Here is a 24,924-nt window from a genome sequence, read left to right as displayed (position 1 = left end):
GTTCGAAACTGTGCGCAAAAAGGTTCTGTTAGATCTGTGAGTTCTGTGAGAGATAAAACTCCCCTGCGAGTCTCAAAAATGTTCTTTTTCTCACAGAGAACACAGATGAACAGAACACACAAAGGCCCACAGAGACATCAAGTCAACCGATTTCACAGAACATTACAGCCACCTTTAGCAGCAACGCTCTGTGAACTCTGTATGCCGGAGGCCTTCTGTGGGCTCGAAACTGTGCGACAAAAAGCTCCGTGAACTCTGTGCGCTCTGTGAGAGATAAAACTCCCCAGCGAGTTGTTTGTGTGTCATCTCATCAAGTGGGTGCGTTCTATTTCTCACAGAAAAACACAGAAGAACAGAACACACAAAGGCCAGAAAGATGATGGCCCCTCCCCCTTCCCCTCCCTACGGGGGAGGGGAAGGGGGAGGGGCCGGCTGGGGTCTGAATGAGGCCACCCTGTACTCAACGCAAGCTCCCTACCCTATCCAATTAAGGAACCTCCTTAATCGGCACAAAGTAATAAGTCTTACCAGCCACAAGGACGGTCCTTAAGCGGCCAGACTTAAAGCGACTCTCAAGGTCGACGAGCCTGTCAAGCATCTCCTTATAGGCTGCCTCCCATTTACTCTCATCACATTTCTTACGTGTGATATCCTTTACTCGTACGATATTATTCAATACGTCAGAGCTTGGGACACTCAAACGATGATAGAAGACAGACGAGATAGACGACTTATTCTTCAATACTGTGCGGTAAGAAAGACGGTTGACTAAGTCGCTCTGCAGCTTAAAGTTCCTTCTCAACTCAAACAGTTGCTGATTAGAAAGAGAGTCGGCATGGAAATAAGGCATGAGGGCACGATAGCCTTCAAGGAGGTTTTTCAACTCAACAGCATCAAAGAGATACCCCTCATCGTAGGTTGACAACTCCATAGGAGAGATTAACATCTCCTTGAAATAGAGGTCGTTGATGTTGTTCTTCTCTATGCTCTCAACAGGAACACCAGCATCTTTAGTGGTGTTAACCATCTCTTGTGTTGGGATAGCACGCAGTGCACCGTATTGGTTCTCAGCGTCGGTAGAGACCGCTACCAGTTTCTGGTTGCGCTCATCAATTCGTACGAAGAGAGAGTCGAGGACCCTTGCAAAGCCAGTGTTCGTCAGCTCTGTATCAAGACGAGGATAGACAAAACCACCCGTCACAATGCCGTTCTTCGGTGCATCCAATACGAAAGCATTCTCGCTCTCAGTACTGATATCGGTAAACAAGCCACCCTTCGACCAGTCAGAAGCACAGAGATAGTCCTTCGCATAACTCATGTACTCAGAGGTGTTATTGTCTAACAAGGTCTTTGACTGTAGTATGAAGCTCTGGTAAGAAGGCGTCATTCGACCAAGCATCTGCGCTAAGAACAAGGTAGCAGAACGTGTGTACATCTCTGCGTTAATCTCAGAAGTAAACGTAGGGAACTCATCTGTACCCAAGATGATAAACACATTATTCTCGAACTTAGTATAAGGAGTCTCAGAGAATATCTTGTTCATGGCAGCATGGAAGCCAGCCCCACCAGATACAGGGAGCGTGTTGGGTGCTGTTACATTAGCCAAGAAGTCAATCCAACTACCAAAGTCGGATGTCAACGCAAGGTGCTTGTTGCCCTTATCAGACACGGCTGTAGCAGAAAATCTGACCTGACTGGCCTTGCCAAACTTACCCTCCAAGCCCTGTAAGGCATTGAGCAAGTTGCGCACCTGCATGCGGTCTTGACTATAGAATATCAGATGGATATTCATCTTCTTACTGTTCTCAATCAGCTGATCGAGGTCGGCAACCGACACATCCTCACCCTTAGCATTAACCATCATCGACTTCTTTCTGTCCCAAAGAGCGAGTGGCATATTAATAGCAACACGTGGGTCTTCATAGTTGCCCAAGTAGTTGCCGTCAGAAGTGAAGAGCAGGTTAGAGCCAAGCTGATAGTTGCCAAAGACAGGATAAGGCGAGTCGAGCAGGAAAACACGGTTCTGTCCTACCATCGCAATGAGGTCGGATGGCACCCATCCCAAGACTGTTCGCAAGGAATCAGACAGTGCTGGACGGTCCGCAACAAGTACGGCCTGTCGGCTGACATCATACTTATAAGCATAGACGATTTGCCCATCTACCAATTTCCCCTTGGTCTTCTCAAGGAAGAAGGGGTCGTTATAGAGATTGAGCGAGTCCTTTGTGAAGAACGTCTTAAGGTCGGACAAGCGTGCAGCCCTTGTAGCACCAACACGATAGCGGAGCGGGAAGTTATTGTCTTTTGACACAAAAGAATGATTGAACTCCAAGACAGCATTCTTGTCAATCCAGCCTACGAAAGGCGACTTCTTAGCATCCTTAAAGTGAGTACGGCCACTGTAAAGGGGTGCAAAGAGTCCCTTAGGCTGTCCAAGAAGCTCTTGGTTGGCTGCAACCACCTTATAATAACCATTCTTCTCACCGATGACATAGAAAGGAGAGCCCATCTTCTGTTCGCTTAACACACGCTGTGCGTAGGGTTCAGCGTATGCTTTATTATGGCTTCTGTCGGAGAATACGATATGAATATCGTTATTATCACGAACCTGTTGAGCCCCTGCTCCACCCACTGGGTAATTGAAACTGGTATGACCAACGGTCTTCGTCTTGTCATACCGAGCCACTTGAGCAGTGAGACATTGCGGTAAAGCAAGGCAGAAGACAAGTCCAGACAACCCATATAACGTCTTTATAAATCCTTTCTTCATTTTCCTATATTTCTTTGAGTTACTTCTATTTTAGTAATACGATGGAAGTCATCCACCTTAACATCATCTATGCTGACACGACTATAACGGTTACTTTCCAGATAATGAAGGCCTTGACAGTAGTCAGGGAATAGGTTATAGCGTTCGCCATTCACCTGTACAATCACCCTTCCACCATTGCCTCTGAGGTAGGTATCATTGATATAACCCATGTTAGAGCGCACTGCCTCTTGGTCTCTTGCGCCTGCATTGGCTATTGCCTGTAGGCGGCGTTTAATGTCGTTCTGCACCAATGCCAACGTGTCAATAGGTTCTTGCGGTTCAGCCTGTTCCTCTTCTCCCATGTCGGCAGGCACTGGGTCTACCTTATCAAGGATGGTAACAACCTGAGAAACAGGGTAGAGTGTGGTGTTAGTCTTAAGCTTCACGAGGTATTTACCTGGTTTATCATACTTATAAACGACCTGACGTTCGAAGGCGTCAATCGTTCCGCTCTCGCCAAACTCCCATAACCAACTTGTCATACCATCGCCATCAGCAGAGAAGACAAGACTTTCGCCTACGAAACCCTGCTTTGGTCCGACAATCTTAGGGACTGAGTCAACGGCCACGGTGTCCTTTGTGAGCTTGACAACATCAATCGTCTTCTCCTTGACAACCTTACCATCAACCTGCAAGGTGATGAGGTATCGGCCCGCTTGATGATAGGTATAGCTGATATTAGGATTACCAACAATACTATCCCCATTACCCATCTTCCATAGAACTCGCTTATCCGCAACGGCAGACGAGTCGTTAACAATGAATTTCAGTGGCTCATTTACTTCCAACTGATTGTTCACATTCTGATCTTGGATATAGAAATCCAGATTCTTGTCTACCGTCCTTGAAGGAAGCAGCAAAGCAATCACAAGCCCCACAATAGCCAAGCCCGAGACGATTGCCAAAATGATTTTTTGTCTTTCAGTCATAATTATATTTATTGAATTTGAGTCTTTAGCTCTTCCAGAATACGCTTTCTATCCTCTTTGGTCTTCGATGCCCAATACAAGTTCTGCTTGATGTCAAAGTAGGCTTGAATGGTCTTGAAGGCCTGCATACAATATAGATACTTCGTATTGTAGGAGTGTTGTCTGTAATTGTTCTGTAACTGCGACATCCTGTCCTTTATCTCTCCGATACGTTGCGTCTGCTGAATATCAAAGTTAAGGGAGTCGATATCGGTCTTGAGAGCCTTCATCTGCTCGGCCATCTTTTGTTGATCGGATAAGACAGCCTCAGCGTCATTGATCTCTTGAACCGTGTTCCCTGTCACAGAAACAGGTATAGGCATCACGTACTTACAGACTAATATGTATAACAAAGTCACTGAGAAGAACAGTAACAGCGTGAACTTTATGGTTGACCATATTTTCTCATCTCTTGTCATAATAATCTTCTGTTATTTATCTTTTCTTATTCTTCTTTATATCTTGTGCCCTTTGTATCTGCTCCATGATGTAGTCAAGGTCGCGTTTCTCGTCGAAGAAGGTTGCAGAAACATCTTGCGTCGACTGTAACTGATTAAACAGTACGTTATAAAGAACATAGCTGGTGGTGTCAGCATCAGCCTGTCGAATCTCGTCTTGCATCCCTTGCCACTTGCGGGCAATAATCATCTGGTATTGAGCCTGCTCATTGTCCGTACGTTTCTGAGTGTAGAGATTGTTCATATCTTTGAAGATCTCGTCCATACGATAGTTGTATCCTGCTTGCTTACGGAAGATGTCATCATAGCGAACCTTCTTCTCGTCTAACAAGCTGATGCCCCTCTCGGCTGTCTTTAACGTACAAATGGCAAACAGAACGAAGAGTAATAGAGTGAAACTAAAGATGAAGATGAAGGAACTCATCGCCTGTCGGCGTTCTTTCTTATTTTTCTCTGTCATTGTGAGTACCTCCTACTTAGTCCCAAACCTTCCATGATTTCCTCTCATTCTCAGACGCTTTACCGTTGTGTTCCTCGCTGATAATGATGTTCTCCTTGATGAGCCCGACGTATTCCAAGTCACTTAACTTCTGGAAGAGGGTGTGGATTACTTTGAGGAAAGCATATATCAATGAGAATGACTGACTTATCTCGCCATGGTTATAACTTATATGTGCCACCTTACTGGCATTGTTCATAAATTCAGAAGGACGTATGTTGGTCCACTCATCAAAGTATTGTAAAAGTGTTTCAAAGTCCTTCTCTGGTAATGAACGTAGTGTTGAAAGTAAGAGAGTGGCAAGCTCATTGGCTAAGTGTACGACGTGTATAGGTGCCTTCTCACCTAATATATATTTCAACTCGAATATATGTCGACCATAGAAGGCCTTAATCACATCGCATAAAGCAAAGGTGTTGTCAGCCAAGACACTACGGTGTGGATTGGTGATGTTCTTTGAATAGACCTTCAAAGCATTATTATGCGTCTCCTCAAGAGTCTTCTCAAAATAAGTCAAGAACTCTGACGCCTTATCAAAGAAGTTCATTTGCTGAATAGCAGGGATATAGTCTTCATCAACCGCAAAGGTTCCGTTGTCAACAACTATCTTACTTACGATAAGGCTATTACCCTCTAAAAAGGCTTTGTTAAGGTTCTGCTCTGCTACAAGCTGCAGTGTTATCTCTGGCAGAACATACGGATGATGCAGTGGAGTTGTCTCTGGGTCAGGTACACCAACAGGCAACATTTTATATGGATTCACCGTTAGCATGACACAAACGACCTGTCGAGTCGATAGGTCAATATCCATATTCTGGAGTGTAGCCTCTGGTATGAAGTCACCATAGAGGTCCTTTGTGTAGGAGATATGGAAGCCGTTTCTTGTGACTGCATTACATGAGATTAAGCGCACAGTTAAGGTCTTTGCCGTCTCTCCTCGTACGTCTAAGACAACCGAATGGTCAGCTCCCTCCATGCTTTGTCCTAACCCATAATTATAGCTTGTGAGCGTGTCCTCCCTATTTAGTTTCTGCATTTCAACTACGTTATAGTAGGTTTCAAAGAAATGAGAACTACTAATCTTCTGTCCGTTAACCCAGTTAACAGGTAAGTGATCAATCTTCTTCATGCTGTATATCGTTTATGCTTTTTACTCGTTTTATATAGATAACTTGGTTCTTCTTAATCCTATTCTCTGAAGCAGTTCGCCGTGGGTCAAGCATCCTAATGAACAATGGATAGCGGAACCACTTGTTCGTATAGAATATCCAACCACTCTCTGAATTATCCATCGCTATGTCTATCTGTGCCTGTGGGAAGCGTCGGTTCTGGTCTTCTACAAGCCAATCAAACCAGTCGCCTAAGGCAATCCCCTCTGCCAAACGTACTGAGAGCGTAGTATAACCATAGTCGCCAATATGCCTCTTAAGCTTTACCTTCACCGTTGTAGCCTTGAAGGTATCAAGCGTATCCCAGTAGTTACGGTTAAAGCCACTATGGTTGATGCGCCATAAGTCATATATTGGAGGTTGGATATTACGGAAGAATCGATAGCTTCTAAATACGAAGTAGGGTATAGAAAACCACCAGACAGCTGTCATAGCCCATGGTGTGTACTCTAATCCATTGCTAATCCAATCAAAGATAAGGTAATATGACCACATACCAAATATCCCTGACAATACCATAACAAGGATTTCCATAGCCATGTCGTCGTTCTTCTTACTGATAAACGTTCGTAGCGCCCACAAGTAGAAGAACCCAAGAACTAAGTAAGCAACAACTGTCAAGAATAGTCCTCCCCATACATACTCATTCCTAAGATACCCCAAAAGGGACGGAATAGCAAGGAAGATAGCCGTTATCAATGAGAAGACAATAATCCTCTTCACGCTCAACTGCTGTCGAACAGACTTCAAGGCACCCATGACAGATACCATGATGATAGCCAAGAGCGGTGCAAGTAAGTACTTTACAAAGAATAATATTAATGGTTTCATTATATGTTGTAAGTTCGTGTCATAGCCTAAAAGCTATTGTTCTAAGCTAAGTTCTTTTATTATAAGTTCGTATCGTAACCCAAAAAGTTCTGTCCTAAGACAAGTTCAGTATTTGATGTTATTGTATAGATGAGCCTTATGTCTCTTGAAGAAAGGAGGAAGAAAGACAAGATATACCTTACTATCTCCATTTGCTTCTTCAGTCTACTCTCTGTCACACTATCGTGGAAGATAAGCTTCACCTCCACATCGTCCAATTCACAAAGCAACCGTCCATCAAGACCAGAGTCTACTCCTAACACACAGTCACCCAAGTTCATATAAGGTAAGTCGTCCTCGTAATGATAGACATAACGCATCTGAGCATCTATATCACATACCGTCAAGAGTAGTTCCTCCAGTGCTGAAAGGTTTTCCTTATAGTCCTCCACCTTGCGAAGACACAGGAACAACTTATATCGTTCACCTGCTGTAAGGGGGGCCGACTTGGTAAAGAAGACATTAGTAAAGCTCTTGAAAATGACGTTCTCATACGGTTCATCAAACAACGTGAGCTGTCGTTCGAATATAGACACACTATCATGGAACATCATTGTATCAAAGGGAGAGAAGAAGTGAACGGCTTGCTCGGCCTTCTTTCTATTCAAACGGATAGCCTCAACGACCTCCTTATTACTCATCCCAGGCGCACTCAGCGAAATAGGATGGAATAGGAACTCTGGCAACTGATGGTAGAAGCCATTGCGAGCGATATTCAGTATGATTCGATCTCGTAGTTGTCCATCTTTATAAACCTCCTCTTTTTGCAGGTCGATGATGTCTTGCGAGTTCACACGACTATTCATTCCATGGCTCACAACAACCGTCTTATCCAGTAGATTCTCATCTGTAACGAACTGCAACTCAGCATAGAACACCTCCGCAATAAGGTTTCTGGCGTCACTATTACAGAACCTTTCTAAGTCCCTTTCAGATGTTGTTATACGTGATTCCATTGTAGATTGCCATCTTTATAAGTTGCGATAATATGGTCACCGGGCTTGATCACTTCTGATACTATGAGCTTTGAGATAGTCTTCTTTAGGTAGGTTCTTACCACACCAGCGATAGGGCGCGCTCCATACTGTGGTGAGAAGCCCTTTGAAGTGAGGTATGCAATGGTCTCTGGGGCCAAGTCTAACTGTATTTCCTTCTGCTCTAACAGCTGTTTCTGTAGGCGTGAGAACTGTAGAAGGAATATCTGTTGTGCAACCTGTTCGGTAATAGGTGAGAAGGGGACAACCTCCGTCAGACGACCTAAGAACTCTGGTCGGAAGTACTTCGACATCACTTCTATCAATTCGTTAGACGTTGGCTGGTGTCCTTTCTGTATCTGTTCTGCAATCCATTGACTACCAATATTCGACGTGAAGATGATGATTGCGTTAGAGAAGTCGCCTTCTCGTCCGAGCTTATCATGCACCTTTCCTTCGTCCATAATCTGTAGGAAGATATCATAAACACTACTATGTGCCTTCTCGATCTCGTCGAACAGTACAACAGAGTAGGGTTTCTGGCGTATCTTCGTTACCAGTAAGCCACCCTCTTCATAGCCTACATAACCCGGAGGAGCACCATAGAGCAAAGCAGCAGAGTGTTCTTCCTTAAACTCAGACATATCGAAACGTATCATGGCCGTATCGTCATCGAAAAGAAGGTCGGCCAACGACTTTGTCAGCTCAGTCTTACCTGTTCCCGTAGGACCAAGGAAGAAGAACGAACCAATAGGTTTCTTCGGATCGCTCAGTCCGCTTCGTGACTCAATGATAGCGTCAGACAGCGTTCGAATAGCCTTATCTTGTCCTTTGACTCTTTCGTGTAGCTTGGTCTCTATTCCTAACAGTCTATCCTTCTCTTGAGCCTGAATCTTACCGATAGGAATGCCTGTATCGTCTGCTACAACCGACTCTATCTCTAACGAACTAACCTTCTCTATGCCTTTCTCTGAGAGCACTGTCAATTCGTTAAGTATCTTTCCAAGCTTATTGAGCTTCTCTTCTGTCGAGTCGTCATCAGTAAGTATATAGTTGTCTTCAACCTTTGAAGTCAAGACAACACTCACCTTATTAAATATAGTATAATAAAGTAGATGTAAGTCGAAGTCGCTCACCTCGTCTATTGGCATTGCCTTGTATTTCTCATACTGTTCGACAAGCTGCTCCACAATACCTACCGCATTCTTGTTGCTCAATCTCACTGAAGCGGCCGTACTGTCTATCAAGTCTAATGTTGAGGCCGGTTGACTCTTCTCCTTATAATATCTGTTAGAAAGGTTATAAGCACTGATGAACGATTCCTCCGTCATAGCCAGACTGTAAAAGGCTTGTAGTGTTGGCCTATGTCTTAACAATGCACTGCGAAGGATGTTAGGCTCAAGTTCTTCTACATTAATGATGTTCAACTTATTAGCGATGGAATGTTTCTCTACATGCTTACGATAGGCATCCATCGAGAGCACCATTAACAGCGTGACAGAACCGTCACATATCTGTGCGTCAAGATTATTGAGAATATAGGTGGCCGTTGTGGGGTTGCCACTTTCAAGCAGTAGCTGCAGGTCGTCAATGACCAATACTCCACGGCTCTTTGCCTGGTTCATCTTCTGTAACACACCTGTCATCTTCTGCGTTACTTCCGTCTCATTGCCCGACTGTGCAAGTACTTTCGACGTATTTAGGCCTACTAACGATGTCTGATTGATTATTTCATCTTGATTGATCTCCATCTCATGGGCAAGAGCCTTTATGATTCCCGTCTTTCCAACACCTGGCGCACCAACAAGGAGGATGCCCTGTCGCTCCGAACGCTCCAGTGTTTCCAAGATAAGACGTATCTCTTTACTGCGCCCGATAATCAACTTACCCTCTTCAAGAAGCTCTGCTCGACGGAGGTCGGACACGTATTGAATAGAACTACCCATATCCATCTCAGAGACAGGCGATAGTGGTGAGGTTGATGCCTCAAAGTATTCCATTATCTCATCTTCGGTCACTCCGATCGATTCTATCTGTTGATGAGAGTAGACAACACCGTCTCTTACGACGGCAGCGAATACACACAAGGCATCAACCGAGTCTGTTCCGAGCTTTATCTTAGACCGTTCGGCCTCGTCGAGAACCGTCTCCACCTCACGGTCAGGGATTATCTCGCCTGCATCATGCTCCACACCGACATACATCTCACGATAGGTTTCAAACCAATCGCTGACATACGCCACCTCTTTCTGCATTGAGTTGAGTATCTCACGCAGACCTGTTTGCTCGGTCAACATGGCTATGACTAAATGAGCTACACCAAATGAGAGGTGCTTATCTTGGTGGGCCATGGCCTTAGCCAACTTTATAGCGGCTACAAGACTGTTGCTGTAATTCTGTGTGTTCATACGAAATATATCTTATAAGGGGTCTTATCTACAGAGCGTTTGGTTAGTTCTCGCTCTAAGAACAAGGTCATGGACGGTAAGTCGATACCCTCTTCTCTGCCTGAACGAGTGAGGGCTATTCTTATCTCTGTCGTCCTGATGATACCACGACGTACGTCTTTGGAGATAGCGATACCGTCTTTTACATCGACTGACTTTGCTTGTGGACCCAAACAACATAATACGAAGCTCTTTATATCTTCACGTGTTACGATCCTATCCTTCGTTAGTAAGCCATAACGCAGACGATTGACAATCTCACGTTCGGTGTCGTGTGCATTACCACACTTGGTTGTTGTCTGGAAAGAAAGGCTCTCTGATAGGAAGCGTTCGTTCTCTGCTTGATACACTGACGTTCGACTGTCTAAACCGTTAGCCAGGTCGGCATCGGTTATCCAATAGCGTACCTCGGCTTCTGCCGTACGCTTGTAAGGCTGCGTAAAGAGGAACGAACGGGGAATACTCTTGTCCTGAACAAAGTCGAAGACACCCTTTTCTATGTTCTCAATATTATTGTAGAGATTATTCAACTGGTCTGTGAGCGTGTCTATCTGTAGACTTCCAAAAGCACTACCGTCCTCATGTATGAGTTGAATAAGCTTATGAATTAATGTGCGCGCATTGTCTGAGTCAAATCTCTCTAAGTTTCCAAAGTATAGGCTATAAGTCCCAACAGGGTGCTCGTCATAGCACTGTCCCACGTCTATATACTGATGATTGCCATCGTCTTGGAAGGATTCTATGTTGAGCAAGAAGCGGTTGTCCTCACAAGGGAGGGCTACGATGTTTCCTCTTCGAGTGTAGTCATGTTGCATCGTGACGAGTTTGCGGTTGACTACGGGGTATGTGTTAAGTAGAAATCTTACCTTCGCAAAGTCTACACGATTGAACACCACTGGGAATTTCAACTGTAACCATACTAACTCTTCTTTCTCTTCTCCTTCACTCGTCTCCCACGATGAGGGGTAAGTAGAGAAGGGGTTTGTCGATAGGAAATGAGAGTTAAGGTCTATCTGGATGAAGTTGTCGGCATAATAACTGCTTATCTCATCAAAGTAATGATAGCGTTCGCACTGCTCGAGGGGGAACTCTGGCACCGATACACTTAGTTGTTCGCCCTGCCCGTCATAGACTTCTATGTCGCGCAAGAACGGTGAGAGACTGCCATCTTCGGGTAGGATGCACAAGACAAGACGCTTCGTTGAGCGCAACACGCTTTGTGCCATGTTCAGTCCTATCCATACTGTCCCCTCTTCTGAAGGTATCTCTATATAAGGAGTGGCCGACCTGTCCACGCTTCTGCCAGTGTAATAGTTGACCTGTTGGTCGAAGGCTATCGCTCTGATCTTGGCGTTCACCAATGGATAATTGCTTAGAGGAGAGAAGTAAAGTTCGAGCCATCCCTTCTCAAACATCATCTTCCTTGCGTAAAAACTGTCGTTGGTCGTCAGCTGTCTCACCTCATCAAACTTAGGGTCAACACTCATCAAGGCATGAGAAGGAGAAGGGAGCGACCATTTCAAAGGTACCATCAAACGAGCCAAACGGCTTAGGATGTCGGCATCAGAGTCTACTATACTCTGATGGAGACGGCTACTGTTATAAGCTATTACGTCAAGTATGAGATCAATAACAGGGTCTATCTGACTTAAGTCTGTGATGTTCCACAAGTCCATTGCGAACATCCTTAGACGATCCTTTATTATCTGTTGTCTTTTATCTACCATTTTACTATTATCTTACGAACAATGATGTCTATCCTTGTCCACCATCGGTTGACTACATGGGGCCTCATCAGTAAAACACCATGAAGCATCGGAGAAGATTGCCCAACAAGACATGAAAGCGCCCTTTTCAGTATTGCCTATAACAGTCCCACCCGCATGCAGCATACAACAAGAATACTGTTTCGAGCCTATTATATCGTTTAAGGCTATCAAACGTCCCATTGTCTTTTTTCCTCTTCACTGTCAGTCGGCCCTATTGTGATATCGGACTAATATAAAGATGTGTACTGAAATTAAACTGCTGGTCGTTTCTGACGATAAGACCCTTGACCCATAAGCGTACACGCTTACGAGCGTTAGGGAACTTACTACGTATGTCTTCCTCTACTTCAGTTAGTTCCACTCTTACTTCAACATCCTTCAAACGAGGCTCATACTTAGTTATGGTGGCTTCAAGTGACTGTCTGACCTTTTCTTCCCAATCCTCGTTCTTTAAGACTTGATTAAATTCTAAGTCCCAAATAACCGATCCGTAATCTTCCCTTCCCTCTACTTCACCACACCGGGAAACAACCAACATCATCAGATGTTGTGCTATTGATTCCTCATAAGAACATCGTTGAATCTGACCATTTAAGGCCCCTGACAAATCCAGCGGCAGTTTTAGATAGTTCATTCTACGCTTTTAATTGTTGTGCAAATATATATTATTTTTAATAGATATAGGTGTTTTTTTAGGATTTTAATGATTTATAAGTATTTGATTACTAATCCTGTTAGACCTTCTGAATAGCTGCGTTTGTTATAAAACTTTATCTCTCAATACTTTGAATACTTACTACCTTTCTGCAAGGAGAGTACAACTGTCGCTCGTGTTATCATTATTTATCATCTCTGTACACCTTATTATATATAGGACGTTGCTCTATCCTACACTGAACATCGTTCTCTGCTAACGACTCGTCACACCTCCCGTCGCCCACTATCTACATCTTCCCTCGTCCATCTCAGTAGTCATTCCTCCCTTCTTCCAAGGATTAAATAAGAAATAAAATATCATTACAAACCATCAACGAAATCACCATCAAAACAGCAGTATATCGTCCCCATTCATCAAGCTTATAACCTCCAAGAAATCAACACATTACAGACAGCGTCCGAGAACATGCCCTTCTTGCCCCAAGAAGGGCCTCCTCTTGCCCCAAGAAGGGCGTGTTCTCGAACGGAGAAGGGCATGTTCTGCTACGTTAAAGAGTATATACTAAGAACATGAGAGACGAAAAATGTTGACAAGGGGAAAGGGGGATAGAGGGGACCTCCCCCAGCCCCTCCGAAGGAGGGGAGCCCCAAGCTGCTAAGAGAAAACCAATGATATTTGTAATTGTGGGTGCTTCTTTGATATACTAACAAGTCGACTTTAATTCTCAATAGTAAACATCTAACACCCAACAAAGCACACCATCAACACCTAACACTCATCACCCAACACCCCAACTATCAGCACCCAACACCCAACAAAGCACTTCATCAACACCTAACACTTAACACCCAACACCCATGACCCGCCACCTGACGCTCATAGTTAAAAAACTCTAAACCCCATGGGGAGCAATAGCTCAATACATGTTCAAAATAAAAACAATCAATAAAATATAATAAAAAAACGCTTATAAAAGTCTTTTCACATTTAATTTACGATATTTTCATGTAAATTTTATAGTTTTGTGCCTGATAATAAACATTCTTGTAAAGGATTAATATAAAACTTAAACATAATAAACATGGCCATTTATGATTATGGAATTGGTGGAAATGAGGTAAACGTTGACGCTAATGAGTCAATTGCCGACATCCCTTCCAACAGAACATTATTAGTACAGAAATTAACCGACGAGGCTCCTGTAAGTCCTGAAACAGTGTACGGCTTGCAGACTGTAGAGGATGTTTTCGAGCACTTCTCACCTTCTGTTAATGTCGAAATGCAGGACGACAACGGCGAGGACGTACTTGAGACGATGCGATTCAAGAACTTAGGCGACTTCAATGCAGATAAGTTAAAGGAGAACAGTGACTTCCTTAGTAAGCTTGATGTTGAAAAGGAACAGAATATAAAGATAGCTCGTCAGCTGTCATCAAACAAAGCTTTGCTGAAAGCCTTGGCTAACCCAGAGACACGACAAGCCATCTTAGACTTGTTACAGAGCTCACTTGACGAGGTTAATAACGCTGATGCTAAATAATCATCTTAATGAATTAGGAAATGGATAATAATAAAATAAAAGCGAAGGAACAGCAGGCTCCTGTGGTAAATAAGTCGACCGTTGCACAACAAAGTACCTCGTCTGCTGCTGCCGCACTTGATAAACTGAAGGAATACGGTGGTTTTACCTTCTTAGAAAATATCATTGACGGATTCTCTAATCTCAACCCTTCACGCAAAGCACGCCGTAACATCTTCCTCTCTGATGCGCAGTGGGAGAACGAACGTAAGGTTCTGGCCAATCGTTTGGAGGTCTGGATCGACCTCTTAAAGTCTGGTCAATCAGCTGAACAGATGAGAGATAAGGCGAAAGAAAGAGCCCTTCATGTTGAGGACTTACTGAATAAGAACCTTAATAAAGTTCTTGCTCGTACACGTGAGTTAGAGACGGCTTATCGCTCAGTGGCCCTCTTCTATCGTAACACGGAGAGCCAGAAGGTGAAGAACATCACGATTGTCAATGCCGAGATGGACCAGTTGACAGACTTGGACAACCCGCTCTTCATCGACTATATCAGTAATGAACTTAAACAGAATTTCGACCGCTTAGACCTGCGTCGTAACTATTCTCTGCTTGTCATCCCAGGCTACTTAGGCTCAAACGCAGTGCTTGACAAATGGGGAAAGATTGCCCATAGCAATAAGGTAATGCTCCTTACTGACTTCCAAGACTTGGAGACTCCGGATGATGTAGTCGACATCTTCTTTAATGCCGACCACTCTGGTGGCGACATCTATAAGTCGAATATCATCATGACTTGTAACTGGCTCTTAGGTAGACAGAAGGTTGTTCAGGTAGGAGAAGAGGACAACCTCTATGTTCCGGGTTCGTCTGCTCTTGCTGGAAAGATATACAGTACACTGATGTCACAGGTCGTTGCTGGTAAGAAGTTCGGCGGTCTGAACGATGTTGAGAGCGTCCATTTCGACTTGAAGAAGAGTGAGATTTCGGAGATTGAACGCATGGGTCTTGTACCGATGGTCAATGAGTATAGCAAGGTGATGGCCTTCTCTGCTAAGACACTCTTCAATGGTGACAACCTTGGATTGCAGACTTACTCAGTCGTTCGAGTGTTCGATTACATCTCTAAGGTGCTCTTCGATTTCCTAAACCGCCGTGCCTTCGAGAACTGGACCACCCGTACTGAGGCCGACTTAAGGAGCCAGATTGTTAAATTCCTTGATAGTATCCAAGGTCCTACACGTCTGATTGAGAAGTTTAGGGTTATCAGAATTGAGCAAGACCCTAATCAGAAGGACCGTGTCTTACTGGACATCCACATCACTCCTTACTTCCCTGCAAAGAGCTTTGTGATACAGTTAGAGGGCCGAAAGGGCGAGGAACCAGAGGAAGCTAACTGGGAAAGCCAGTATAAACAAGATAAATAAGCTATCGCTTAACACGTCTTATTAAGTGGAATGAATGCCGTTAACCATCGGTGTTCATTCCACTTTTCTATTTTAAAGACTGATGGCTCACAAGGGGGTGGACATGTTGACGAGTTTACAAGTTGACGAGTGGATGGGTTGACAAGTAGTTGGCTTGATAGAGATAGAGCTTTAGCGGTTTTTACAAGGTCATTGATAAGTCGCTGATTGACTAATGTTTACAAATATATATTGGTCTTACAATCTTCAAAGTGTTACTTTCATTTTGGGTGATAGAGCGTAGGTAAAATAGAAGAAAACGGTTGAAGAAAGAAGAGAAGAATACTACTCGGATACGACAGGTTTGTGAAAACAATCGGACACTTTCGCTTTAAGTGCATAAAAAGGGGCTTATCATTGGCATTTTTCAGAATTTATGAGTAACTTTGCCATGTGGCAGTGTGCACTTACCTAAGCCGTAGAGAATTACACTTCACAACACACAAACAAGTTATAAACGGATTATTGAATGAAAGAATTTATCATATCTGATGTAAAAACAGAAACAGCAGTACTCGTAGGTCTCATCACCAAGGAGCAAAACGAGGATAAAACGAAGGAATATCTTGATGAGTTAGAGTTCCTCGCTGATACTGCTGGGGCGGTTACTGTGAAGCGGTTCACGCAGAGAGTGACGGGTCCAAGTGTTGTCACCTACGTCGGCAAGGGTAAACTGGAGGAGATTAGAGACTATATAAAACTAAAGGACGAGGAGGAGGAACCTATCGGTATGGTTATCTTCGACGATGAACTGTCGGCAAAACAGATACGTAATATCGAAAAGGAGCTCGGTGTCAAGATATTAGACCGTACCTCGCTCATCCTCGATATATTTGCTATGCGCGCACAGACAGCCAATGCCAAGACGCAGGTGGAGCTGGCGCAGTATCGTTACATGCTGCCTCGCTTGCAACGTCTGTGGACTCACCTCGAACGACAAGGAGGTGGTTCTGGCTCTGGAGGCGGTAAAGGCTCGGTAGGTCTACGTGGTCCTGGTGAGACGCAGTTAGAGATGGACCGACGCATTATCTTGCAACGTATGACCCTTCTAAAGCAACGTCTTGCAGAGATAGACAAGCAGAAGGTGACACAGAGAAAGAACCGTGGTCGTATGATTCGAGTCGCTTTAGTGGGCTATACGAACGTGGGTAAGTCTACTACTATGAACCTTCTGGCTAAGAGTGAGGTGTTTGCAGAGAATAAGCTCTTTGCTACGCTCGACACTACTGTGCGTAAGGTAGTTGTGGATAACCTACCTTTCCTATTGGCTGACACCGTAGGCTTTATCCGTAAGTTGCCTACTGACTTGGTCGATTCATTCAAGTCTACACTCGATGAGGTGGGGGAAGCCGACCTACTCTTGCATGTTGTGGATATCTCACATCCTGACTTTGAAGAGCAGATACAGGTCGTCAACCAGACACTCAGCGAACTGGGCTGTGCTGACAAACCGTCTATGCTTATCTTCAACAAGATTGACAATTATCATTGGATAGAGAAAGAGGAAGACGACCTCACCCCTGCTACGAAGGAGAATATGACCTTGGACGAACTGAAGAGGACTTGGATGGCCAAAGAACACGACAATTGTCTATTCATTTCGGCTAAGAATAAGGAGAACATCGACGAGTTCAAGGAGGTTCTCTATAAGAAGGTGCGTGAGTTACACGTACAGAAATATCCTTATAATGACTTCCTCTACAATATTGAAGAGGAATAATGAGGGTAGGCAATAGGCCTAATTGCTCGATAGGGCCTTATTGGCCTTATTTGCCCAATAGGCCCTATAAGGCCTATAAGGCCAATTCCCTAATAAGGCTAATAAGCCTAATAAGCCCAATAAGGCTAATTGCCAAATAAGGCTAATAAGCCTAATAAGTCCAATAAGGCTAATTGCCTAATAAGGCTAATAAGCCTAATAAGCCCAATAAGCCTAATAAAAACAACCAAAAGAGATAGTTTATGCAATATCGTTCCCTTACCTTTGAAGAGATTGAAACCCTCGAGAGCAATAGCTGTTGGGCGGAAGATTGGAACCAAGTAAAGGTTGCTGAGGATGGATTTCAAGCCAAGTTCTTCCATAGAGTAATGTTCTATGGAGACATACAGTTGGGTTGTGTGCAGAAAGAAGTTGAGATAACAAAAGGCTTTGTCAAGCATTCTGGTATCAACGATGCGACCCTACGTAATGTAACCGTTGGTAATAACTGCCTGATAGAGAAGGTCGGCAACTATATTAATAACTATACTATTGGGGATGATTGTCTCATCTCTAATATCTCTGTCATGGAGACTACGGAGGGAGCAACATACGGTGAAGGTAACCTTATATCGGTGTTGAACGAGGTAGGAGACGGTAATGTCATCTTCTTCCATGACCTTAATAGCCAGTTCGCAGCCTTTATGGTGAAGCACTTCAACGACAAAGACCTTAAGAATGCCATACGTAGACTGGTCAAGGAGGAGATAGCCCGCACCAATCCTGAGCGTGGTACGATAGGTAACAACGTAAAGATTGTCAACACAAAGGAGATTACCAACACTGTTATTCAGACCGATTGCGAGATATCAGGGGCCAGTCGTCTGAGCGATTGCACCATCCTCAGCTCCGAGTATGCCAGCGTCTACATCGGAACGGGCGTCATCTGCGAGAACTCTATCATCTCTGATGGGTCGAGTATAGTAAATAGTGTGAAGATGCAAGACTGCTTCGTGGGTGAAGCCTGCCAGATAAGCAATGGCTTCACAGCCTCACAGAGCGTCTTCTTCGCCAATTCCTTTATGTCAAACGGTGAGGCCTGCGCTGCCTTCTGTGGCCCGTTCTGTGCCTCACATCATAAGAGTTCACTGCTTATCGGTGGTATGTTCTCTTTCTATAACGCTGGTTCTGGCACCAACTTCTCTAATCATGCGTATAAGATGGGACCAATGCATTGGGGTATCTTAGAGCGTGGCACGAAGACAGCCAGTGGTAGTTATCTGCTTATGCCAGCAACTATCGGTACGTTCTCCGTATGCTTCGGTAAGCTCATGCACCACCCTAACACAACGGCCCTACCCTTCTCTTACCTCATTGCAGAGGCCGACAAGATGTATCTCGTGCCTGGTCGCAACATTACAACAGTTGGTCTTTATCGTGACATACGCAAGTGGCCGAAGCGTGACATGCGTCCACAGCAGACACAAAAGAGCATTGTTAACTTCGACTGGCTATCCCCTTACTCTGTTGGAGAGATTTTACAAGGTAAGAAGATACTTGAGAATCTGCGTCAGGCAAGCGGTGACAATGTTTCATCCTATAACTATCATGAATACGTCATCAATGCTTCCAGTCTGCGAAAAGGTATCAAATACTATGACATCGCACTGCGTATCTACATGGGAGCCGTACTGAAACGTGCACATAAATGGGGCTTCTTTGGTAAGCCACAGACCGAGGTCGGACTCGGACGATGGGATGATCTCTCTGGCCTTCTACTCCCTGTTTCAGAGGAGCGGCGCCTCATCGAGGATGTAAAGAACGGCTGTCTTGAAACGATAGAAGAAGTGGTTAACCGCTTCGAAGAGATTAACGAGAACTATCGCATCTATCAATGGGCATGGACCTATCGCATGATACTTGAATACTATGGCATCAACGAGATCACTCCAGAGTACGATGCACGTATCAAACAAGACTATATCGAAGCTCGCCGAGCATGGATAGCAGAGATAAAGAAGGATGCCGAGAAGGAATATGAGATGGGTGATGTGGACAGAGAGGTCTTTGAATCATTCGTCCACAGCCTCGACCATGAGGTTGACTTTGAGGATTAGCATTACATTCACTACCTTATTATAATAACAAACAAATACTGATTGTATGAAAAAACATTCCCTCAACAGTTCCTTTATCAAGGGACTAAGCTTAGGACTAATGTTCCTATTTGCATCAGTGACGGTCTATGCGCAGCATTACAACTATGAGAGCGTACCAAACGACCCGATGCAGACACGTATCTACACGCTGAAGAACGGTCTAAAAATCTACCTTTCCGTCAACAAAGAGAAGCCTCGTGTACAGACATACATCGCTGTGCGCACTGGTTCTCGCAATGATCCAAAGGAGACAACAGGCCTTGCACACTACTTAGAGCACCTGATGTTTAAGGGTACTACCCACTTTGGCTCATCTAATGTAGAGGCAGAACGCCCTTACCTCGACTCTATCGAGGCTCGTTTCGAGCAATATCGCCGTATCACAGACCCTGCTGCTCGCAAGCTGTGGTACCACCAGATTGACTCTATCTCACAACTTGCAGCCCGTTATAATATCCCGAATGAGTACGACAAGATGATGACCGCCATCGGTAGTGAGGGTACTAACGCTTATACATCAAATGATGTAACGTGTTATGTAGAGAATATTCCATCCAACGAGATAGACACTTGGGCAAGAGTTCAGGCCGATCGCTTCCAGAACATGGTTATCCGTGGATTCCACACAGAGTTGGAGGCGGTGTATGAGGAGTATAACATCGGTCTTTCAAGCGACTGGCGTAAGGTCTATGCAGCCCTCTTCGCAAAGCTCTTCCCTACCCATCCATACGGTACACAGACAACTATCGGACTCGGTGAGCACCTGAAGAATCCTTCAATCACCAATATCAAGAACTATTTCAAGAAGTATTATGTACCTAACAACATCGCCATCTGTCTTTCAGGCGACCTCGACCCAGACAAGACAGTAGCAGCGATTGACAAGTACTTTAGCAGCTGGCAGCCAAGTGCCCACATCGACGTACCACAGTTCCCAGCCCAGCCTGTACTCACAGCACCCGTCGACACGACTGTTGTTGGTAAGGAAGCTCCTATGCTCTTCATGGGTTGGCGCGCTGAACCAAGCAATTCTCAACAGATCGATACATTAGAGATTGTGGCCCAACTCTTGTCTAACGGACAAGCAGGACTCTTCGATCTCGACCTCAGTCAGAAGATGAAAGTACAAGAGATAGAGGCTGGAGTGACCGATATGAACGACTACTCCGTCTTTTATGTCTATGGACAGTCTAAGAGCGGACAGACTTTACAGGAGGTACGTAGCCTTGCCTTGGATGAAATAGAGAAACTTAAGAAGGGAAACTTCTCTGATGATCTGTTGCCATCTATCGTTAACAACTACAAGCGCTACTACTATAAGCAGTTAGATAACAATCAGTTCCGTGCGAAACAGTATGTGGATGCTTTCATCAACCACAAAGACTGGAAGAAGGAGGTCGATAAGCTCAATCGCATCTCAAAGTTGACAAAGGCCGAGATAGTAAAGTTTGCTAATCAATTCTTCCGTAACGACTTCGCTTGTGTCTACAAGGAACAGGGCAACGACACCACTATCAAGAAGGTTGAGAAGCCTACTATCACACCTATCCCTACCAATAACGACAAGCAGAGCGATTTCCTTAAGGAGATTGTAAACACCAAGACAACGCCTATTCAGCCACAGTTTGTTGACTTCAAGCGTGACCTTACGAAGGCAACAACCAAGAAAGGCTTGCCTGTTCTCTATAAGCAGAACACAAGCAACGACCTCTTTACAATGTGCTTCGTACTTCCTTTCGGTTCTGAGCACTCTCCAATGCTCAGCTATGCAGGTGGTTATCTCGATTACTTAGGTACTAACAAGCTCAATAACGAGCAAGTAAGACAGCAGTTCTATAAGCTTGCTTGCGATTATAGCATCAGTGAGAGCTATGACCGTTCATACATCACACTGAGCGGATTGAACGCTAACTTGCCACAAGCACTTGCTCTGTTGAACAACTTACTCAACAATGCTAAGGTCGACAAAGAGGCTTACGAGCTTTATGTTGACCAAGTTGTCAAGGCACGCAAAGACAATAAAGCAAACCAGAAGGCTAACTTCTCTGCACTAAGAAACTATGCTTCTTTCGGTGAGTATAACCCAACACGTAACATCATCAGCGAACAGAAGCTGAAAGCAATGAACCCACAAGAGTTCCTTAATGTCTTGAAGAGCTTAAAGAACTACAAGCAGACCGTACTCTACTATGGTCCTTCAAGTCTGAAAGAGGTCGACCTTCTTGTCAGCAAGACTATCCAGTCGCCTAAGAAATTTGCTGAGGTGCCTGCTGCAAAACGCTATACAGAGCAGACAACTCCTAAGAACGAGGTCATCATTGCACCTTACGATGCGAAGAACATATACATGGTTCAACTCCATAACCAGAACCAGCAGTGGTCTGCCGACCGTGCTCCTATCATTGCACTCTTCAATGAGTACTTCGGAGGAGGTATGAATGCCATCGTCTTCCAAGAGTTACGTGAGGCACGCGGATTGGCTTATTCTGCTTATGCACAGTATGATTCGCCAACCCGTTTGGGCGATAGTGAGAGCTTCTACACCTATATCATCACACAGAACGATAAGATGATGGACTGCGTAGGCGAGTTCAATAAGCTCCTCAATAACGTCCCTGTACGCCAGAGTGGTTTCGACCTTGCAAAGCAGAGCTTGATGAAGAACCTTGCTTCACAGCGTACAACAAAGTACTCTGTACTGACCTCTTATCTTGCTCTACAGCGTTTAGGCCTCGATTGCTCATTGAGTGAAAAGATTTACAAGGCCCTTCCAAGTCTGCAACTGCAGGATGTTATCAATTTCGAGAAGGAGTATATTGCTAACAAGACTTTCAAGTATATCATCCTTGGCAACGAGAAAGAACTTGACATGAAAGCCTTGGAGAAGATTGCACCTATCAAGAGAGTAACGACAGAAGAGATTTTCGGCTATTAATAAACAGTAAGAACAGAATACAAAAACATATTATAAACAAATAGAACAAAACCTGTCTGCCCTAACAACAAAGGGCAGACAGCTAAACAAAACATTATGGCAGAGTTCAAGTATGCACCAATGTTCCAATTGGGCAAAGATGACACTGAATACCGCCTCGTATCTAAAGAGGGTATCAGCGTTGGCGAGTTTGAAGGTAAAGAGATTTTGAAGGTAAGCAAGGAAGCACTTACCTTGTTGGCACAGGAGGCTTTTCACGATTGTGAGTTCATGCTTCGTCGTGCACACAATGAGCAAGTTGCGAAGATACTGACCGACCCAGAGGCTTCTGAGAACGATAAGTATGTTGCGCTTCAGTTCCTTCGTAATGCAGAGACGGCCGTGAAGGGCGTGTTGCCTTTCTGCCAAGATACGGGTACGGCTATCATCCATGGCGAGAAAGGTCAGCAGGTTTGGACAGGCTTCGAGGACGAGGAAGCACTCTCTCGTGGCGTTTTCAACACCTTTACTGAGGAGAACCTGCGTTACTCACAGAACGCTCCTCTGAATATGTATGACGAGGTTAACACGAAGTGTAACCTCCCCGCACAGATCGACATCGAGGCTGTTGAGGGTGCTGAATACCGTTTCATCATGGTAGCTAAGGGTGGTGGCTCTGCCAACAAGACCTATTTCTACCCAATGACCAAGGCTACTATTCAGAATGAGGGTACTCTTATTCCTTTCCTCGTTGAGAAGATGAAGAGCCTTGGAACGGCTGCTTGCCCTCCATACCACATCTGCTTCGTGATTGGTGGCACTTCTGCAGAGAAGAACCTCCTCACTGTTAAACTCGGAAGTATCAAATATTACGACAATCTCCCTACTACTGGCGACGAGACAGGACGTGCTTTCCGCGACCTCGACCTCGAGGAGAAGCTCCTCAAAGAGGCTCATAAGATTGGTCTTGGAGCACAGTTTGGTGGTAAGTACTTGGCTCACGACATCCGTATCATCCGTCTGCCACGTCACGGTGCAAGCTGCCCTATCGGTATGGGTGTTAGCTGTTCTGCCGATCGTAACATCAAAGCAAAGATTAATAAGGACGGTATTTGGTTGGAGAAGATGGACACCAACCCTGGTGAACTAATCCCTGAAGAGTATCGCAAGCCAGGAGAAGGAGCGAAGGGCGTAGAGATCGACCTCGACAAGGGTATGGATGCTGTTCGTGCTGAGCTGACTAAGTATCCTGTCTCAACTCGTGTTAACCTCAAGGGTACCATCATCGTGGCTCGTGACATTGCTCATGCTAAGCTCAAAGCACGCTTAGACGCTGGCGAGGATCTGCCTGATTACATCAAGAATTACCCTGTCCTCTATGCAGGACCAGCCAAGACTCCACAGGGCTACCCATGTGGTTCAATGGGCCCAACCACTGCCAACCGTATGGACCCATACGTTGACGAGTTCCAGGAGCATGGTGGTTCGCTCGTGATGATTGCTAAGGGTAACCGTACACAGGCTGTGACAGATGCCTGCCAGAAGCATGGTGGCTTCTACCTCGGTACTATCGGCGGTGTAGCCGCTGTCCTTTCACAGAGCAGCATCAAGAGTATTGAGTGCGTAGAGTATCCAGAGTTGGGTATGGAAGCTGTTTGGAAGATTACCGTTGAGGACTTCCCTGCCTTCATCCTCGTTGACGATAAGGGTCATGACTTCTTCAAAGAGCTAAAGCCTTGGACGGGCTGCAGCTGCGAGAAGTAATCCTTCACATACATATCATAGCTCTACCAACGATGGTTGTAATCGTAATTCGTAGGAGAGGACATCCCCTCTCCTAACGAAACGTGGGTATAGCCTCATCTTACAAAGCGGTATAAGACGTACATTCTCGGCGTCCTTATACCGCTTTTTCGTTTGTTTCTTTTCCTAAAAAAAGCATCTCAGCGACTACGAAATATATTTACATAACAACATGATAAGTTCCACTAAAACCGCCTAAGTTACTTCTCTCCATCGTTACCGTAACTCTCATCGTATCAAGTACTTGCCAAACACGAAAGAAGAAGACGCTTTTCTAAGTTCAAGAAGGGCGTGTTCTACATGCAAGAAAGGCGTGTTCTGCGTGCTAAACAGGCGTCTTCTACAAGGGAGAGGGGCGTATTCTCAAACCGAGGAGTGAATTTTCTTTACATTACAGATAGGGCACATGCGGTTGCATGTAGCCTTCCTCTCAATAAGACAACCCACAGGTAAAACGCTGGGGAGTTTTATCTCTCACAGAGCGCACGGAGTTCACTGAGCCTTTTGGCGCACATTTCGAGCCCACAGAACGCCTTCGGCATACAGAGGGCACAGAGGCCTTTCAACTAACATTAGCTGTAACGCTCTGTGAAATCGGTTGACTTAATGTCTCTGTGGAATGCTGTGTGTTCTGTTCTTCTGTGTTCTCTGTGAGAAATAGAACGCACCCACTCGTATGAGATAACACACAAACAACTCGCTGGGGAGTTTTTTCTCTCACAGAGCACACAGAGTTC

Annotated in this window: 16 protein-coding genes; 6 read left to right on the top strand and 10 right to left on the bottom strand. The window is 44.8% G+C overall.

Annotation, left to right across the window (positions count from 1 at the left end):
* Positions 1-487: 487 nt before the first annotated feature.
* From tssR to HMPREF0666_RS01320, 10 genes are all read right to left on the bottom strand, one after another.
* Positions 488-2,770: a type VI secretion system protein TssR domain-containing protein gene (gene tssR, locus HMPREF0666_RS01370; protein ID WP_009010492.1), complete on the bottom strand. Its 2,283-nt coding sequence runs from the start codon at positions 2,768-2,770 to the stop codon at positions 488-490.
* Positions 2,767-3,741: a PKD domain-containing protein gene (locus tag HMPREF0666_RS01365; RefSeq protein ID WP_009010491.1), complete on the bottom strand. Its 975-nt coding sequence runs from the start codon at positions 3,739-3,741 to the stop codon at positions 2,767-2,769. Before HMPREF0666_RS01365 ends, tssR begins: the two co-directional genes overlap by 4 nt.
* An 8-nt stretch (positions 3,742-3,749) precedes the next feature.
* Entirely contained in the window at positions 3,750-4,199 is a 450-nt protein-coding gene (gene tssO, locus HMPREF0666_RS01360; protein WP_009010490.1) for a type VI secretion system TssO, read from the bottom strand.
* A 16-nt stretch (positions 4,200-4,215) separates the two neighbouring features.
* Positions 4,216-4,698 (bottom strand): type VI secretion system TssO, encoded by a 483-nt coding sequence (gene tssO / locus HMPREF0666_RS01355; RefSeq protein ID WP_009010489.1) that lies wholly within the window; start codon positions 4,696-4,698, stop codon positions 4,216-4,218.
* 16 nt (positions 4,699-4,714) lie between these two features.
* Entirely contained in the window at positions 4,715-5,866 is a 1,152-nt protein-coding gene (locus HMPREF0666_RS01350) for a hypothetical protein (RefSeq protein ID WP_009010488.1), read from the bottom strand.
* On the bottom strand, positions 5,853-6,737 hold the full coding sequence (locus HMPREF0666_RS01345) for a TssN family type VI secretion system protein (protein WP_009010487.1): 885 nt from the start codon (positions 6,735-6,737) through the stop codon (positions 5,853-5,855). The genes HMPREF0666_RS01350 and HMPREF0666_RS01345 overlap by 14 nt, the downstream gene beginning before the upstream one ends.
* A gap of 59 nt (positions 6,738-6,796) precedes the next feature.
* Positions 6,797-7,732 (bottom strand): hypothetical protein, encoded by a 936-nt coding sequence (locus tag HMPREF0666_RS01340; protein WP_009010486.1) that lies wholly within the window; start codon positions 7,730-7,732, stop codon positions 6,797-6,799.
* On the bottom strand, positions 7,717-10,158 hold the full coding sequence (locus HMPREF0666_RS01335; protein ID WP_009010485.1) for an AAA family ATPase: 2,442 nt from the start codon (positions 10,156-10,158) through the stop codon (positions 7,717-7,719). The genes HMPREF0666_RS01340 and HMPREF0666_RS01335 overlap by 16 nt, the downstream gene beginning before the upstream one ends.
* Positions 10,155-11,924 carry a type VI secretion system baseplate subunit TssF gene (locus HMPREF0666_RS01330; protein WP_042855827.1) on the bottom strand — a complete coding sequence of 590 codons (1,770 nt, stop codon included), beginning with the start codon at positions 11,922-11,924 and terminating at the stop codon, positions 10,155-10,157. Before HMPREF0666_RS01330 ends, HMPREF0666_RS01335 begins: the two co-directional genes overlap by 4 nt.
* A 253-nt stretch (positions 11,925-12,177) precedes the next feature.
* Positions 12,178-12,600, bottom strand: a complete 423-nt coding sequence (locus HMPREF0666_RS01320; protein ID WP_009010482.1) for a GPW/gp25 family protein — start codon at positions 12,598-12,600, stop codon at positions 12,178-12,180.
* 1,105 nt (positions 12,601-13,705) lie between these two features.
* Here HMPREF0666_RS01320 and HMPREF0666_RS01315 point away from each other — a divergent pair.
* The 6 genes from HMPREF0666_RS01315 (at position 13,706) to HMPREF0666_RS01290 (ending at position 24,148) form a co-directional block, all read left to right on the top strand.
* The gene (locus tag HMPREF0666_RS01315) at positions 13,706-14,164 is read left to right on the top strand and encodes a hypothetical protein (protein WP_009010481.1); all 459 of its coding nucleotides are present in this window, start codon (positions 13,706-13,708) and stop codon (positions 14,162-14,164) included.
* A gap of 20 nt (positions 14,165-14,184) precedes the next feature.
* Positions 14,185-15,573: a DUF5458 family protein gene (locus HMPREF0666_RS01310; RefSeq protein ID WP_009010480.1), complete on the top strand. Its 1,389-nt coding sequence runs from the start codon at positions 14,185-14,187 to the stop codon at positions 15,571-15,573.
* Between the two features lie 508 nt (positions 15,574-16,081).
* A complete protein-coding gene (gene hflX, locus HMPREF0666_RS01305) occupies positions 16,082-17,332 on the top strand; it encodes a GTPase HflX (RefSeq protein WP_009010479.1) in 1,251 nt (416 codons plus the stop codon).
* Between the two features lie 242 nt (positions 17,333-17,574).
* Positions 17,575-19,428, top strand: a complete 1,854-nt coding sequence (locus HMPREF0666_RS01300) for a DUF4954 family protein (protein ID WP_009010478.1) — start codon at positions 17,575-17,577, stop codon at positions 19,426-19,428.
* Positions 19,429-19,474: 46 nt separating this feature from the next.
* Positions 19,475-22,405, top strand: a complete 2,931-nt coding sequence (locus HMPREF0666_RS01295; protein WP_009010477.1) for a pitrilysin family protein — start codon at positions 19,475-19,477, stop codon at positions 22,403-22,405.
* 96 nt (positions 22,406-22,501) lie between these two features.
* On the top strand, positions 22,502-24,148 hold the full coding sequence (locus tag HMPREF0666_RS01290; RefSeq protein ID WP_009010476.1) for a fumarate hydratase: 1,647 nt from the start codon (positions 22,502-22,504) through the stop codon (positions 24,146-24,148).
* Positions 24,149-24,924: the final 776 nt, after the last annotated feature.

Origin of the sequence: Prevotella sp. C561 (assembly GCF_000224595.1) — a bacterium.
In the GTDB taxonomy this organism is placed as follows: Bacteria; Bacteroidota; Bacteroidia; order Bacteroidales; family Bacteroidaceae; genus Prevotella; species Prevotella jejuni.
Note: the sequence above shows the minus strand (reverse complement) of the source record. Positions and strands in the feature narration are given on the sequence as shown.

Excerpts from the sequence above, each read along its gene's own strand:
- HMPREF0666_RS01345 (WP_009010487.1), bottom strand. The coding sequence starts at position 6,737 with ATGAAACCATTAATATTATTCTTTGTAAAGTACTTACTTGCACCGCTC.
- HMPREF0666_RS01340 (WP_009010486.1), bottom strand. The coding sequence starts at position 7,732 with ATGGAATCACGTATAACAACATCTGAAAGGGACTTAGAAAGGTTCTGT.
- hflX (WP_009010479.1), top strand. The coding sequence starts at position 16,082 with ATGAAAGAATTTATCATATCTGATGTAAAAACAGAAACAGCAGTACTC.
- HMPREF0666_RS01295 (WP_009010477.1), top strand. The coding sequence starts at position 19,475 with ATGAAAAAACATTCCCTCAACAGTTCCTTTATCAAGGGACTAAGCTTA.
- tssO (WP_009010490.1), bottom strand. The coding sequence starts at position 4,199 with ATGACAAGAGATGAGAAAATATGGTCAACCATAAAGTTCACGCTGTTA.
- HMPREF0666_RS01300 (WP_009010478.1), top strand. The coding sequence starts at position 17,575 with ATGCAATATCGTTCCCTTACCTTTGAAGAGATTGAAACCCTCGAGAGC.
- HMPREF0666_RS01350 (WP_009010488.1), bottom strand. The coding sequence starts at position 5,866 with ATGAAGAAGATTGATCACTTACCTGTTAACTGGGTTAACGGACAGAAG.
- HMPREF0666_RS01310 (WP_009010480.1), top strand. The coding sequence starts at position 14,185 with ATGGATAATAATAAAATAAAAGCGAAGGAACAGCAGGCTCCTGTGGTA.
- HMPREF0666_RS01315 (WP_009010481.1), top strand. The coding sequence starts at position 13,706 with ATGGCCATTTATGATTATGGAATTGGTGGAAATGAGGTAAACGTTGAC.
- HMPREF0666_RS01330 (WP_042855827.1), bottom strand. The coding sequence starts at position 11,924 with ATGGTAGATAAAAGACAACAGATAATAAAGGATCGTCTAAGGATGTTC.
- HMPREF0666_RS01365 (WP_009010491.1), bottom strand. The coding sequence starts at position 3,741 with ATGACTGAAAGACAAAAAATCATTTTGGCAATCGTCTCGGGCTTGGCT.
- HMPREF0666_RS01290 (WP_009010476.1), top strand. The coding sequence starts at position 22,502 with ATGGCAGAGTTCAAGTATGCACCAATGTTCCAATTGGGCAAAGATGAC.
- HMPREF0666_RS01335 (WP_009010485.1), bottom strand. The coding sequence starts at position 10,158 with ATGAACACACAGAATTACAGCAACAGTCTTGTAGCCGCTATAAAGTTG.
- HMPREF0666_RS01320 (WP_009010482.1), bottom strand. The coding sequence starts at position 12,600 with ATGAACTATCTAAAACTGCCGCTGGATTTGTCAGGGGCCTTAAATGGT.
- tssR (WP_009010492.1), bottom strand. The coding sequence starts at position 2,770 with ATGAAGAAAGGATTTATAAAGACGTTATATGGGTTGTCTGGACTTGTC.
- tssO (WP_009010489.1), bottom strand. The coding sequence starts at position 4,698 with ATGACAGAGAAAAATAAGAAAGAACGCCGACAGGCGATGAGTTCCTTC.